This is a genomic window from Staphylococcus borealis (assembly GCF_001224225.1).
GTDB classification, from domain to species: Bacteria; Bacillota; Bacilli; order Staphylococcales; family Staphylococcaceae; genus Staphylococcus; species Staphylococcus borealis.
Genome location: NZ_CUEE01000003.1, coordinates 72,268 through 87,621 on the forward strand (window position 1 = coordinate 72,268; position 15,354 = coordinate 87,621).

Here is a 15,354-nt window from a genome sequence, read left to right on the forward strand (position 1 = left end):
GGTTAATTTATATATTTGGTAAAGTACATGTTATTAAGTACTTTAATAAGGAGCGTCAAATAGTGAATAATAAAGTACTAAGAATTATAATTATTGTAATGTTAGTCGCTATTATAGCAGCATTACTACTCACAAGTTTAGTGCCATTGATGCATTAATCTTTAAAGAAAAGAGGGTAAGACGAACATCTCGTCTTACCCTCTTTTCTATTTAATAACTTATTATAATTCATTATGCAATCTTAATGAACCAAACTGAGATTTAATATTTAGATATTCTTCTAACTCATTTAATATTTGCATCATACTTGAACGTGATTTTAAAGATTGATGAGATTTAGGAAGTGGTAATTCATCTAATGACAAACGGATTTCATATAATGAATGTAAACGGAGTGCAGTATAGTCGTTACTATTTACATTATTACCAATTTCTGTCATTAAATGTGATACATCTGCCAATAGAGGATCGTCGACAGTAACTTGATTTAATAAAGGTTTAATTCTACGAAGTAATTCAAGTTGTTCTTGTCTCATATCAAAGTAGTGATAATAAGAGTTTTCATTTCGAATAAAATGGTTTTTAACATCTCTAAATGCAATTGATTTCGCTTTACGAATATCCAATTGAAGTTTCTCGAAAGATAATGACAAATCATTACTATAATCCGAGCACGCTTCACTGTATGCCATAAATATGTCTTTAAATCCTTTTTCAATTTCTTTCTTGAAAGAAACGAGTGTTTTATCTAAACTCGGCATAATTAAATTCATAATGAATGCAATTCCTAGCCCAATAGTTAATAAGAGTAGTTCGTTGATGATTAAATGTAAATTAATCGTTGTTGCATTAAAAACATGTAATAATATAACGCAACTCGTTACAACACCCTCTTGAACCTTGAGCATGACAGTTATAGGAATAAATAATAAAACAATTAATCCTAGAACAAGTGCACTCTGGCCTAATAGGCTAAATACAAGTGAACCGAATAGTAGAATTAAAATACAAGATACAAATCGTGATACGATAGCTTGTACTGAATGAACTTTTGTATGTTTGATACACAATACAATGAGGATAGCACTTGATGCATAATTATCAAGTCCTATCCATTTGGCTAAAATGACACCTAGCGTTATACCTACCGCAGTTTTAAGTGTTCTAAATCCAATCTTATACGGATTTAACTTTAGCATCGGTAAATCCTCTTATCTCTCGTCGCAATACTTATCAAATAGGCTTTGTAATTGATTAATAACATCCATTACATCATGGCCTTCTATTTGATGACGTTCGATCATTTCGGTAATTTTACCATCTTTAATTAGAGCAAAAGATGGGCTTGAAGGTGCATATCCTTCAAAGTAATCTCTAGCCTGTTGCGTAGCTTCTTTATCTTGACCAGCAAATACAGTAACTAATCGATCTGGTAACTTATCATAATGTAATGCATGTGATGCTGCTGGACGCGCAATTCCACCTGCACACCCACATACAGAATTAACCATTACTAATGATGTACCATTTTGTTGTAATACTTTATCAACGTCTTCTGCTGATCTTAATTGCTCGTAACCTGCACTTTCAATTTCGTTACGAGCTTGTTCAACCACACCATTCATATATAAATCAAAATTTAAATCCATTTTGAATCACCTTTCAATCTTTTATTTATTCAATTTTATTCTACTAATTTAAACGATAGAGTTCAAATAGGTTGTCCAAGGCTATGCCATCTTATTAAATACTAATAAATACTTGTATTTTCAACTGTAAATTGCTCAATTCGTTGTTTTACTTGCGACATGAAGCGACCTGTTTGGACACCATCTAATATACGGTGATCAATCGAAATACATAAATTAACCATGCTTCTAATTGCTATCATGTCATCAATCACGACAGGTTTTTTTACAATTGATTCTACTTGTAATATTGCAGCTTGTGGATGGTTAATAATACCCATTGACGAAACAGAACCGAATGTACCAGTGTTATTAACCGTAAACGTTCCACCTGACATGTCCTCTTGAGTTAATTGTTTATTTCTAGCTTTTCGTGCTAATTCATTGATTTCTCTAGCAATGCCTTTAATAGATTTCTCATCAGCATGTTTGATAACTGGAACATATAATTTATCTTCATCTGCAACTGCAATCGAAATATTAATGTCTTTATGAAGGATAATTTCCTCACCGTCCCAACTACTATTTAAGAGTGGGTTTGATTTGAGCGCTTCTGCAACTGCTTTTACAAAGAATGCAAAGAAGGTTAAATTATATCCTTCATTTTCTTTGAATGTGTTTTTATGATGGTTTCTCGTTTTAACCAAGTTAGTTGCATCAACTTCAACCAACATCCATCCATGTGGAATTTCAGTAACACTTGTTACCATGTTTTGGGCAATTGCTTTTCGTACGCCTTTTACTGGAATAGACTGACCTGATTGCGTGTGATTTGAATCAGTGCTGGCCACTTGATTTTCAAAAGATGGCTCTGTTTTGTTATTAAGTTTAGAAATTTGTTTCTCAGAATCCACATAAGATTCAATATCTTTTTTAGTTACTCTTCCTTCGAAACCTGTGCCACGTACACGTGATAAATCAACATTATTTTCAGAAGCAATTTTAAATACGACAGGAGAATAGCGACCATTATTTAGTGGTGACGATGCTGATTCTGTATTTGATTGTTCATTTTGACGAACGTTCTGATCAGTGTGAACACTTGAGTCTGATTTTGACGTTTTATCAGTTAAGACATCCATATTGTTTGTATTAACAGTTGTTTCATTCTTATTATCATCTGTTCCTTGTTTATGATTATGCGTGTTCGTTGATTGATTTGACTCAGAAGATTCAATTTTACATATAACATGATCTATTTGAACTGTTTCTCCTTCAGAAACTAAGATTTCAGTAATAGTACCAGAAACCGTTGAAGGTACCTCAGCGGTTACTTTATCAGTAACGACTTCACATAAGGGTTCATATTCGTCTACATAGTCTCCTACAGAAATAAGCCATTGCTCGATTGTACCTTCATGAACACTTTCGCCTAGTTTAGGCATTTTAACATCCATAATTTTGCCTCCTTAAAATTGTGCAAGCTCTCTCATTTTTTCTAAGATTTTATCAGGATTCATCATAACTTCATTTTCTAAATTCGGAGAAAATGGCATTGAAGGTACATCTGGTCCAGCTAACCTCATAATCGGTGCATCAAGTTCAAATAAACAGTTTTCAGCAATAATTGCTGAAACTTCTGACATGATACTACCTTCAAGATTATCTTCAGTAACGAGTAAAATCTTGCCATTGATTTTGGCGCGTTCAATAATTGTCTCTTTATCTAAAGGGTAAACTGTTCTTAAATCGACAATTTCTACACTGATACCATCAGCGGCTAAAATATCAGCAGCTTGCATACAATAATTTACACATAATCCATATGTAAATACTGCAATATCGTTGCCTTCTCGTTTAACATCAGCTTTTCCAAGAGGAACAGTATAATATTCCTCTGGTACTTCTTCTTTTAAGAAACGATAGGCCTTTTTATGTTCAAAAAATAGTACTGGATCATTAGATTCAATAGAAGATAATAATAACCCTTTAGCATCATAAGGTGATGATGGAATGACGATTGTAAGTCCAGGTGTAGAAGCGAAAATACTTTCGATACTTTGAGAATGATATAAACCACCATGAACACCACCACCAAAAGGTGCTCTTATTGTAATCGGGCATTGCCAGTCATTATTTGAACGATAACGCATTTTTGCTGCTTCACTTATAATTTGATTAACTGCTGGCAAGATAAAATCTGCAAATTGAATTTCTGCAATTGGTCGTTTGCCAATCATTGCAGCGCCAATAGCAGTACCAACGATATTAGATTCGGCTAACGGGGTATCAATTACTCTTTCAACACCGTATTTTTCTTGTAAACCACGTGTAGCGCCAAATACGCCACCTTTTTTCCCAACATCTTCACCAAGTATAAATACATTGTTATCTTGTTCCATGGCTAAATCTTGTGCTTGTTGTATCGCTTCAATATACGTCATTTTACTCATTGCCAATACCTCCTTCTGGATCATACACAAATTGATATGTTTCATCTACAGATGGATATGGCGCTTGTTCTGCGTCTTTTGTGGCTTTAGTAATAATTTCTTTATGTGCTTGCTCTAACTGATCTAACCATGCTTGATCGATGATACCTTGTTCGAGTAAATAATCTTTAAATTTAAGATTGCAATCATACGTTTTTAAAGCTTCTCGTTCTTCTTTAGTACGATATGTATCATCATCATCTGATGAATGTGGTGTCATACGATTTGTAACGGCCTCAATTAAGGTAGCACCTTCACCATTTAATGCACGCGTTCTAGCTTCTTTCATCGCTTTATACATAGCAATAGGATCGTTACCATCTACAGTTTCACCGTGGATACCATAGCCTAAAGCTCTATCAGAAAGTTTTTCGGCGGCATATTGTAGTGAATTTGGAACTGATATCGCGTATTTATTATTAATAATGACGCAAACAAATGGTAGTTTGTGTACACCTGCAAAGTTTAAGCCTTCGTGAAAATCTCCTTGATTTGAACTTCCTTCACCTACAGTGGCTGTAGCGATATTAGGTTTTTTATCCATTTTCAATGCTAAAGCAGCACCTACTGAATGAGGTATTTGAGTTGCAACAGGAGAACTTTGAGATAATATACCTTTTTCACGATGACTGAAGTGAGATGGCATCTGCTTGCCACCAGAATTAATATCATCCTTTTTACCGAATGAAGCTAGCATTGTATCATAAGGAGAAATACCCATATAAGTTACAAATGCTAAATCTCTATAATATGGAGATGAAATATCTCCTTCTTTCATAGCATAAGCCATTCCTATTTGAGTGGCTTCCTGTCCTTGTCCACTTACGACAAAGGGAATTTTACCCGCACGGTTTAGTAACCATAATCGTTCATCTACTTTTCTGCCTAAATCCATCCATTTATAGATTTCTTTGAGGTCATCTTCTAAAAGTCCGACAGATTTATAATCAATCATTTTAAATATTCCTCCTATTAAACATGTATCGCTCTATTTTCTACTTTCAATCCCAATTCCATTAATACTTCAGATATTGAAGGATGTGCGTGTGTTGTCAGACCTAATTCAATTGCTGAGCCATTCATAAATTGTAATAATGACGCTTCATTGATTAATTCAGTAACCTGTGGTCCTATCATGCTAATACCGATAATTTCATTTGTTTCTTGATCAATCACCATTTCGCAAAAGCCTTTATCCTTAGCATTAGTCTCTATCACAGCTTTACCAATTGCATTAAACCCTACTTTAAATGATTTAGATTTAATATTTTGTGCTTTGGCAGACTCCTTATTATAACCAATGGAAGCAACTTCAGGATGTGTATATATACATTTAGGCATTTTGTTATAGTTTAAAGGTAAGCTAGATTCATTAAACATATGTTCGACAGCTAAAATACCTTCTTTTGAAGACACATGAGCTAATTGTAATTTGCCTATACAATCACCAGCAGCATAGATATGTTTATCTTCTGTTTGTAAGCATTCATTAACTAAAATGTTACCTAATTGATCTGTTTGAATTTTAGTATTGTTTAACCCAATATCATTGGTGTTAGGAGTACGTCCAATCGCTACTAAAACTTTGTCTAATTCTAATGTTTTTTCCTCATTGACTTGAATGGTTACGGAATTAGCATTAACGGTTACTGATGCATCACTTAAGGCACAATTTTCATAAAATGCAACGCCTCTTTCGCTAAGAGCGGTTTTAAGACATTTTGCAATTTGAGCACTTTCAGCAGGTAGAATTCGTTCGCCAGCCTCAATTACACTAACCTCTACACCTAAGTCTATTAATAAAGAAGCGAATTCAAGTCCAATCACGCCACCGCCTATGATTGCTATCTTTGTGGGTAAATCAGTGAGTTCAAGCATGTCACTGCTAGATAATACGGTTTTATGATTGAAAGGTAAAAATGGTAATTGTGTTGGGTATGATCCTGTAGCAATTAAGACATATTGATTAGGTAAAAGATCAGATTCACCATCTTCGTATTCAACTGAGATTGTACCACTTTGTGGTGAAAAAATAGATGTACCCATTATTCTTCCAGTACCATTAAAAACATCAATGTGATTTTTTTGCATTAAACTATCTATACCATGATGCATTTGGCTAACAATATTGTCTTTACGTTCCATCATTGTTTTTAAGTCAAATGAAAAATGATCTATATTCACCCCAAAGTCAGCGGATTCTTTCACCGTTCTTAATACTTCAGCAGATTTTAATAATGCTTTTGTAGGGATACATCCTTTATGTAAACAAGTTCCACCTAATAATGATTTCTCTACAATAGCTACCTTTTTACCCAGTTGAGATGCTCGTATGGCCGCCACATATCCAGCGGTTCCTCCACCTAAAACGACTAGGTCATATTGCTTTTCACTCATTTTTTTACTCCTAACGCATTTACAATTTATTTATCAATAGTATGGTGCAACAATATTCAATATAAATAGATTTTAAATGTCTAATGTCATTTATAACGCAATGAGCATAGCTCATAAAAATCAATTTATTTAAATTAGTGATTTATTATACATTTTACATCAAAATTTAATAGTAATAAAACTAATAAATTACATAAGAGGTTGGGACAAAATATAAGTCTCAGCCTAATTTATTATTTTAGCAGTAGCCGACTCGTTTGAAAACGCGCTTAAATCAAGCTTTTTTTCAAACCTAGTCATTCTTACCTATGCGTTGCCAAGCAAAGAGAATTTTATCAAAAAATTCTACAAGCTAAGCATGCTGGGGCGGGACAACGATTAACTTTAATTGCTGTACCGCACCCTATTTTTTTCTTTGGTTTTGGCTAATCATTTCTTTTGCATTTTCTCTAGTTAATTCCGTCACACTAGCGCCAGAAATCATACGTGCAATTTCATCAATTTTATCATCATCTTTTAATTCTTTAACTTGAGTTGTTGTACGGTCATCATTGGAAGCTTTGCTTATTAATAAATGATGATCGCTCATTGATGCGACTTGTGGTAAGTGAGAGATACAAATAACTTGGATATATTCTGCGATATCTCTCATTTTTTCAGCCATTTTTTGGGCAGCTTGACCAGACACGCCCGAATCAACCTCATCAAATAGAATTGCTGTTTGTCCTCGTGATTGTACAAATATACTTTTTAAAGCGAGCATAATACGAGATAGTTCACCACCAGAGGCGATTTTATTTAAACTCTTAAGTGGTTCTCCTTTATTTGGACTAATTAGGAACTCAACGAATTCTATACCATCAATCGTTGGCTTTTCTAATAATTGGAAAGAAATTTCTAAATTAGCATCTTTCATTTGTAAATTTTGAATTTCGGAAACGATATGGTCTCTTAATGTGCGTGCTACGGTACGACGCGCCTTAGATAATAACTTGCCTTGAGACATGACTTCTTCATATAATCGATTAATTTCCTCACGTAATTGAGATGTACTTTCCTCATAATTTTCAATTTTAGCAATTTCATTTTGGAGCTTGTCTTTGTAAGTCATTAATTCATTAATATCTTTGCCATATTTTCTTTTGAGATTATTTAATAAATTCATTCGGGATTCTAATTCATTGAGCATTTGTTCATCAAATTCGTTGTTCGACATTTCGTCATATATCTCGTGTTTAGCATCCTCAAGCGTATAATAAAATTGGTCGATATCCTCTTTAAGTTTACTATATTTATCCGGCAGAATTTCATCAATGGATTGTAAATGATTACTTAATTCGTAAAGTCTATCTGTAATCGCGTGTTCATCGGTTAAAGTAACATGGGCATTATTGAGCGCTAAGCTTAGCTTCTCAGAATTTTGAATTCTACGAATATCAACTTCTAATTGTTCAATTTCGCCTTCTTTTAAAGAAGCTTCTTCTAGTTCTTCATATTGAAATTTCATTAAATCTAAACGTTGAAGTAACGCTTGATCTGCAGACTCTAATTCTTCTAATTCCTTTGTTTTACTTTTATATTGGTTAAACACGTTTTGATATTGTTCTTTTGTAGTTGAATATTTATCCTCTGCATAGTCATCTAATAATTTTAAATGGTACTTTTGTTTAAGAAGTGTTTGAGTTTCATGTTGACCATGAATATCTAATAACTCTTGCATGACTTTACGTAAATCTTGAAGTGTTACGATTTGATTGTTTAATCTACAAATACTCTTACCAGTACTAAAAATTTCTCTTTTTACTAATAAAAAGTCTTCATCAATATCTATATCTAGGTCCTGAAGGATATGAATAACATCTTTACTTTCGTCTATGTCAAAGATACCTTCAATAATTGCCTTTTTTTCACCATGTCTAACATAGTCTGATGAAGCACGCACTCCAATTAACTGGCCAATAGCATCTATGATGATTGACTTACCTGAACCAGTTTCACCACTCAGTACTGTAAGGCCATCTGAAAAATGAATTTCTAATTCATCAATAATTGCAAATTGTTTTATTGATAAGGTTTGTAACATGAATTCATCGCATCCTTATAATAAATTGAAAATTCTAGTTTTAATTGTATTACTTGCTTCTTCATCTTTACAAATTAAAAGACAAGTGTCATCTCCACAAATAGTACCGAGCACTTCGTCCCAATCGATTTGGTCTAGTATAGCACCTATAGATTGAGCGTTACCTGGTAATGTTTTTAAGACTAATAAATTTCCAGTTCCTTCAATGTTAACAAATGAGTCCATAAGATAACGTCCCAATTTTTCAAGTGGATGATATTTTCGATCATTCGGCAAGCTATAAACATATTGACCTGTTGGTGCGGGTACTTTGATTAATTGTAATTCTTTAATATCACGAGATACGGTTGCTTGAGTCACATTAAGGTCGTATTCATTTAGACGTTTGACGAGTTCGTCTTGCGTTTCTATCTTTTCGCTTGAGATAATTTCTCTTATTTTTATGTGTCTCACTGATTTTTTTGCCATTATGAACACTCCTAGTTTCGAATAATTATACAATGATTTTAACACAACATAATTTTTACTACTACTATTGCTATTATGCATAAGTAACTGATAACTCAATAATCGTAAATTGTTTAAATTAATGACATAGCGCTATTATTGAATGATTTTGTTTGAAAAAATGTATATATTTATAAATAATTATGTAAATTTTTAATAATAATGATCACGAGCACCTAGTCATTAAAATAAAGTATTAAAACACCCTTCAAAGCTGCTGTTTAAAACAATAACTTTAAAGGGTTCTTATTCGTTCAACTTAATGATCACGAGTGTAAAATAAATCAATGACATCTAGTAAAGGCTTAATATCGTATTGCTTAGAGAGCTTTTCAATTGATTCAGTGGCAGCATTTTTATGAAAATCAAGTTTGTCTTCTGCACCTTGTTTTCCTAATAATGAAACATAAGTGCTTTTGTGGTTTTCAATATCACTACCTACTTTTTTACCTAACTTAGATTCATCACCATACACATCTAGTAAATCATCTTTAATCTGGAACATTAAACCTAGATGATCGCTAAATGATTCAAGTAATTGTGACGTCGATTGATCGACTTTTGCAATATCGGCAGCACTTAATATCGCAAATTTTAATAATGCACCTGTTTTAGCCTTATGTATTTGTTCGAGGGTTTCCAAATCAACAGGTTTATCCTCGCTTTGCATGTCTAATGTTTGGCCACCCACCATACCTAAGTGACCGCTATTGTGAGCTAATCTTGAAAGCACCTTCACTTTAACCTCTGGTTCTAATAAATCATCGTCAGCAACGATTTCAAAAGCCTTCGTTAAAAGTGCGTCTCCAGCTAAAATAGCTTTCCATTCACCATAAACTTTATGATTTGTTAATTTTCCACGACGATAATCATCATTATCCATAGGAGGTAAATCATCATGTATTAAAGAATATGTGTGAATCATTTCCAATGCTAAAGCCGTTTGTTTACCTTTGGTATAATCTTGATTTAATACATCCAACGTTAAGAAAACAAGTAGTGGTCTTATTCTTTTACCACCTGCATTAAGTGAATACTGCATACTTTCTTCAAGATTGGTATTTAATGGTGAAGGTTTAATTACACCGTCAAGAGCGTTATTAATTTGTTCAATTAACTCATTCATTGACATCTTTGTCATTATCTTCATCCTCTGCTTCATCTTTAATAAGTTGATTAACTTTATTTTCTGCATCTTTCAGCGTTGCATCACATGTGGCTGAAAGTTTCATACCTCGCTGATATAACTCTAGTGATTCTTCAAGAGATACAGTTTCATTATCTAACTTTTGAACGATTTTTTCCAATTCTTGCATCATTTCTTCAAAACTTTGTTGATCTTTACTCATGTTCACACCTAACCTTTTTAACAATAGCATCAACGCTACCATCTTTCATTGATAATGTAATTTCATCATTTTCATTTAAGTCTTGTGTACTTGTAACCACTTGGTCGTTCTTATTAATAATAGTATAGCCTCTTAGCATTGTATTAGTCGGACTTAAGTTATTTAATAGTTCAATTTTATTTTTGAGCTCTAATTGATTATTTTGAATACTTTTCTTGGTTAAGTTTGTTAATCGACTATTAATGTTCATTAAGTGTTTATTATTTTGCGTAATGGATTGCTTTAAAGCTTTTAAATTAAAATTTTGACGAAGTACTTTAATTTGATACTTTTTACTTTCAATTTTAGATGATATTAATTGAGATAATTGCTTTTCTAAATCATCTTTTCGTTGAATTTGTTGATCATATAATAATGAAGGTTGTTTAAATTTATAATACGATGATAAATGGTCGAGCTGTTTATGTTGTTTTTCAAGATATTGCTTTATATATCTTGAAAGCGAAAATTGATATTGTTTAATTTGTTGCATCAATTCGTACTGATCGGGTGTAGCGATGACCGCAGCTTGAGTAGGTGTTGCTGCCCTTACATCAGCGACAAAATCACTCAAAGTAAAATCAGTTTCATGTCCGACAGCTGAAATAATAGGTGTTTGACATTCAAAGATGGCTTTCACAACATCCTCTTCGTTAAAGTTCCATAAGTCTTCTATAGAACCACCACCACGACCAACTATAATGGTATCGACGCCAAGCGCGTCAGCGTGTTTTATTTTTTCGATAATATCTTCTTTTGCTTGAGTTCCTTGCACCAAAGTACTTAATTGAATTTTTTCAACTAAAGGATATCTGCTATTCATTGTAGACACAATATCCCTAATTGCTGCACCGGTACTTGCAGTTAAAATTGCAATTTTTTTAGGAAATCGAGGAATAGGCTTTTTATATTCATTACTAAAATAGCCTTCTTTTTTTAATTTTATCTTTAATTGTTCTAACTTTTGATACAAGTTCCCTATACCATCTAATTCCATCTTATTTACATAAATTTGATAGTTTCCACGTCGCTCATATACAGAAACACGTGCTTCTAAGTGAACTTCGTCACCTTCTTTAGGATCAAAAGTAAGTTTGCTAGCATTGCCTTTAAACATCATTGCACTAATGACGCTATCTTTATCTTTAACATTGAAATAAAGGTGTCCGCTAGAATGCCTTTTAAAGTTAGATAGTTCGCCTTTAAGCAAAATAGACTGTAAATGTGGGTCTTGGTCAAATTTGTATTTAATATATTTTGTTAATGTTGTTACACTTAAGTATTCAGACATAGTCATCACTCAAATTAATTATTTTATGTTACTTAGCACACCGTTAATAAATTTATAATGTTCATCGTCACTAAACTGTTTTGCCAATTCTACAGCTTCATTGATGATTACTTTCGGTGGTGTATCACTGTGTAATAATTCAAATGTAGCCATACGTAGTATAATACGGTCTGTTTTTAGCAAACGTTGAAGTGACCAATCTTTAAGATATGGTTTGATCGTATCATCTAAAACTGGTTCATGATCTTTTACACCAGTCACTAACCAGTGTATAAATTCAAAGTCTAAATCTGGCTCATCATCTTTAATAAAATTGATTGCTTCATTGATAGTTAATTCTGTATCTTTCATTTCTAACTGAAACAAAGTTTGAAATGATTGCTTTCTTGATTCTTTTCGACTCATAAATAACTCCTTGTTAATGTAATCTTTATATTATTCGACAGTGATATGCATGATATGAACGTTAATTTCTTTAGGCTCAATTGCAGTCATTGTTTTAATTGAGTTGAAAATGGATGTTTGAATTTTGCTCGCAAATTTAGAAATATTGATACCATGTTTAATAGAGCAATATACATCGATTTGAATGCCATCTTCTTTAACATCAATTTTTAAATTTCTATTGAGATTTTTTCGACTCATTTTCTCAATATTACTATTTTTTAATTCTGCAAAATGTCCGGTAACACCGTTTACCTCTGATACTGCAATACTTGCAACTACAGAGATAACTTCTGGTGCAATTTCAATTTTACCTAAATTTGAATTTGAATAATCTGCCACTTTAACCATTTAGACTACCTCCTACTCATTATCATTCATAATATTATATTGCTCTAAGAAATTTGTATTAAATGATCCACTTCTAAAAATATCATTATTCATTAATTTCAAGTGGAACGGAATTGTTGTGTCGATTCCTAAAATTAAATACTCGCTTAATGCTCTGATTCCAGTCATAATCGCTTCTTCACGAGTAGGTTCATGTACAATTAACTTAGCAACCATAGAATCGTAATATGGAGGGATTGTATAATTCGTATAGCAAGCTGATTCGATTCTCACACCATAACCTCCAGGCGCAAGGTATTGGGTAATTTTACCAGGAGAAGGCATGAAATTCTTATATGGATTTTCAGCATTTATACGATATTCAATCGCATGCCCATTAATCGTAATATCATCTTGCGTATATGGTAATGTTTCACCCATCGCAACTTTTAATTGCAATTTAACTAAGTCTATTCCCGTAACCATTTCAGTAACCGGATGTTCAACTTGGATACGCGTGTTCATTTCCATAAAGTAAAATTGATTGTCATTTAAGTCATAAATAAATTCAATTGTACCTGCGTTCTCATAATTTACTGCTTTAGCAGCTCTAATTGCAGCATTTCCCATTTCTTCACGTTGTTCATTCGTTAATATAGGTGATGGTGATTCTTCAACTAACTTTTGCATACGTCTCTGAATCGTGCAATCCCTTTCTCCGAGATGAATTACATTTCCGTATTGGTCACCAATGATTTGAATTTCTATATGGCGGAAGTTCTCGATAAATTTTTCAAGATAAAGTCCCCCATTACCGAAAGCAGTTTCTGCCTCTTGTTGGGTCATTCGATAGCCATTTTCAAGTTCTTTCTCTGTTCTGGCTACTCGAATCCCTTTACCGCCACCGCCTGCTGTCGCTTTAATAATTACAGGATAGCCGATTTCTTCAGCGATTTGTTTAGCATCCTCTATAGATGTGACAAGACCATCGCTTCCTGGTACAACTGGTACATTGGCAGCAATCATTTCAGCTTTTGCAACGTCTTTAATACCCATTTTTTGAATAGATTCATAGCTAGGACCAATGAATTTCAATTGGCAAGCTTCGCATAGTTCCGCAAAGTCACCGTTCTCAGCTAAAAAGCCATAACCCGGATGAATGCCATCACACCCTGTTGATGTTGCTATAGATAAGATATTAGGAATATTTAAATATGAATCTTTAGACTGAGTAGGACCAACGCAATATGCTTCATCAGCAATTTGAGTATGTAATGCGTCTTTATCTCCCTCAGAATAAATAGCAACGGTTTGTATGCCTAAATCATGGCAAGCTCTGATAATTCTAACCGCTATTTCTCCACGGTTAGCGATTAAGATTTTTTTCATTATTTCACCTTAAATAACGGTTGGCCATACTCTACCATTTGTCCGTCTTCTACTAATATTTCAACGATTTCTCCAGAAACTTCTGCTTGAATTTCATTAAATAATTTCATTGCTTCTAAAATACATACAGTTGATTCATTTGTAACTTTATCACCAACTTGAACATAAGCATCTTCCTCAGGTGATGGAGATTTATAAAATGTACCAACCATTGGTGCATTAATCGTTTGATATGATGATTCATCATCATGACTTTTATTTTCTTCAACAGGTGCTTCTGACACACTTTGATTTGGTGTTGACATTGTTGGTGCAGCAGATGCTAAAGGTGCTTGTTGTGTATATTGTGGTGTAATTATTTCAGTTTCTTTTTGTTTTTTTAGATTAACTACACTACCTTTATTATCTTCAATATTAATTTCAGTTAAACTTGATTGATCAAGAATTTCGATTAATTCTTTTATTTCTTTAAAATTCATAAGTTACTGACTCCTCGACTTAGTTTTCATCTACCAATCTATTTTACTTGACTCAACTTGCCAATTCAAGCATGTGTCATTTTATGGCAAATAGTTGGGAGTGGGACAGAATTCTTTTTGAATTCGTCGTCACACCCCCGCAAGGGTGACTAGAACTGAGAAAAGCTTGAATTAAGCGCCTTCTCAGTTCAGTCAGCTACTGCGAATTTGCAAAATAGCTCCATTATATTATTTATGTCCCAGCCTCCTAATATTTTATAATTTTTTGTTTGCATGATTTGAGTATTAAAAAAAGTCTTTCTAATTGGTAATCAGAAAGACTCTAGTTATCGTTCATAATAAATTAGGCTCTTGAAATATAGCTTCCATCACCAGTATTAATTACTAATACATCACCTTCATTAACAAATAAAGGTACATTTAATGTATAACCAGTTTCAACTGTAGCTGATTTAGTTGCACCAGTAGCAGTATCACCTTTAATACCAGGTTCAGTTTCAGTAACTTCTAATTCAACTGTCTTAGGCAATTCAACACCGATTGTTTCACCTTCATATGATTGAATTTGAACTTCCATGTTTGCTTTTAAGAATTTTAATTCATCTTTTAAATAATCTGCTGATAATTCAGTTTGATCAAACGTTTCATTATCCATGAACACATGATTATCACCATCTGCATATAAATATTGCATACGACGATTTTCAATCATTGCTTGTTCAACTTTTTCTCCAGCTCTAAATGTTTTTTCTTGGATTGCACCTGTTCTTAAATTACGTAATTTAGAACGAACAAAGGCAGAACCTTTACCTGGTTTTACATGTTGGAAATCAATTACTTTCCAAATGCCATTATCTACAGAAATTGTTAAACCTGTTTTAAAATCATTAACCGAAATCATTCAGTTTCCTCCTCAAATATGCGCT

The 15,354-nt window shown here is 33.0% G+C and carries 17 protein-coding genes; 1 reads left to right on the top strand and 16 read right to left on the bottom strand.

All coding sequences use genetic code 11. The features are described from left to right. Nucleotides 1-62: 62 nt before the first annotated feature. Complete coding sequence (gene prli42, locus AK212_RS13340) at nt 63-158, top strand: stressosome-associated protein Prli42 (RefSeq protein WP_154392014.1); 96 nt, start codon at nt 63-65, stop codon at nt 156-158. Between the two features lie 63 nt (nt 159-221). On the opposite strand, the gene AK212_RS04675 is transcribed toward prli42, so the two are convergent. The 16 genes from AK212_RS04675 to efp form a co-directional block, all read right to left on the bottom strand. Further along, the gene (locus AK212_RS04675) at nt 222-1,199 is read right to left on the bottom strand and encodes an aromatic acid exporter family protein (RefSeq protein ID WP_053029469.1); all 978 of its coding nucleotides are present in this window, start codon (nt 1,197-1,199) and stop codon (nt 222-224) included. Nucleotides 1,200-1,211: 12 nt separating this feature from the next. Next, nucleotides 1,212-1,649: a bacilliredoxin BrxB gene (gene brxB, locus AK212_RS04680; protein WP_053029470.1), complete on the bottom strand. Its 438-nt coding sequence runs from the start codon at nt 1,647-1,649 to the stop codon at nt 1,212-1,214. 101 nt (nt 1,650-1,750) lie between these two features. Next, nucleotides 1,751-3,085, bottom strand: a complete 1,335-nt coding sequence (locus AK212_RS04685) for a dihydrolipoamide acetyltransferase family protein (RefSeq protein ID WP_053029471.1) — start codon at nt 3,083-3,085, stop codon at nt 1,751-1,753. Between the two features lie 12 nt (nt 3,086-3,097). Beyond that, entirely contained in the window at nt 3,098-4,081 is a 984-nt protein-coding gene (locus AK212_RS04690) for an alpha-ketoacid dehydrogenase subunit beta (RefSeq protein WP_053029472.1), read from the bottom strand. Continuing rightward, complete coding sequence (locus tag AK212_RS04695) at nt 4,074-5,075, bottom strand: thiamine pyrophosphate-dependent dehydrogenase E1 component subunit alpha (protein WP_053029473.1); 1,002 nt, start codon at nt 5,073-5,075, stop codon at nt 4,074-4,076. The genes AK212_RS04690 and AK212_RS04695 overlap by 8 nt, the downstream gene beginning before the upstream one ends. A gap of 17 nt (nt 5,076-5,092) precedes the next feature. Beyond that, nucleotides 5,093-6,517: a dihydrolipoyl dehydrogenase gene (gene lpdA, locus AK212_RS04700; protein ID WP_053029474.1), complete on the bottom strand. Its 1,425-nt coding sequence runs from the start codon at nt 6,515-6,517 to the stop codon at nt 5,093-5,095. A gap of 403 nt (nt 6,518-6,920) precedes the next feature. Next, nucleotides 6,921-8,600 (bottom strand): DNA repair protein RecN, encoded by a 1,680-nt coding sequence (recN, locus tag AK212_RS04705; protein ID WP_053029475.1) that lies wholly within the window; start codon nt 8,598-8,600, stop codon nt 6,921-6,923. 15 nt (nt 8,601-8,615) lie between these two features. Further along, nucleotides 8,616-9,068: a transcriptional regulator AhrC/ArgR gene (ahrC, locus tag AK212_RS04710; protein WP_053029476.1), complete on the bottom strand. Its 453-nt coding sequence runs from the start codon at nt 9,066-9,068 to the stop codon at nt 8,616-8,618. Nucleotides 9,069-9,366: 298 nt separating this feature from the next. Beyond that, nucleotides 9,367-10,248 carry a polyprenyl synthetase family protein gene (locus AK212_RS04715; RefSeq protein ID WP_053029477.1) on the bottom strand — a complete coding sequence of 294 codons (882 nt, stop codon included), beginning with the start codon at nt 10,246-10,248 and terminating at the stop codon, nt 9,367-9,369. Next, nucleotides 10,226-10,456, bottom strand: coding sequence for an exodeoxyribonuclease VII small subunit (locus AK212_RS04720; RefSeq protein WP_053029478.1), 231 nt, complete (start codon nt 10,454-10,456; stop codon nt 10,226-10,228). The genes AK212_RS04715 and AK212_RS04720 overlap by 23 nt, the downstream gene beginning before the upstream one ends. Continuing rightward, the gene (gene xseA, locus AK212_RS04725) at nt 10,449-11,786 is read right to left on the bottom strand and encodes an exodeoxyribonuclease VII large subunit (protein WP_053029479.1); all 1,338 of its coding nucleotides are present in this window, start codon (nt 11,784-11,786) and stop codon (nt 10,449-10,451) included. The genes AK212_RS04720 and xseA overlap by 8 nt, the downstream gene beginning before the upstream one ends. Before the next feature lie 18 nt (nt 11,787-11,804). Continuing rightward, the gene (gene nusB / locus AK212_RS04730) at nt 11,805-12,191 is read right to left on the bottom strand and encodes a transcription antitermination factor NusB (RefSeq protein WP_053029480.1); all 387 of its coding nucleotides are present in this window, start codon (nt 12,189-12,191) and stop codon (nt 11,805-11,807) included. 30 nt (nt 12,192-12,221) lie between these two features. Continuing rightward, nucleotides 12,222-12,581 (bottom strand): Asp23/Gls24 family envelope stress response protein, encoded by a 360-nt coding sequence (locus AK212_RS04735; RefSeq protein ID WP_053029481.1) that lies wholly within the window; start codon nt 12,579-12,581, stop codon nt 12,222-12,224. A gap of 12 nt (nt 12,582-12,593) precedes the next feature. Further along, a complete protein-coding gene (gene accC, locus AK212_RS04740; RefSeq protein WP_053029482.1) occupies nt 12,594-13,949 on the bottom strand; it encodes an acetyl-CoA carboxylase biotin carboxylase subunit in 1,356 nt (451 codons plus the stop codon). After that, nucleotides 13,949-14,428 (bottom strand): acetyl-CoA carboxylase biotin carboxyl carrier protein, encoded by a 480-nt coding sequence (gene accB, locus AK212_RS04745; RefSeq protein WP_053029483.1) that lies wholly within the window; start codon nt 14,426-14,428, stop codon nt 13,949-13,951. Before accB ends, accC begins: the two co-directional genes overlap by 1 nt. Nucleotides 14,429-14,771: 343 nt before the next feature. Then, entirely contained in the window at nt 14,772-15,329 is a 558-nt protein-coding gene (efp, locus tag AK212_RS04750) for an elongation factor P (protein ID WP_053029484.1), read from the bottom strand. Nucleotides 15,330-15,354: the final 25 nt, after the last annotated feature.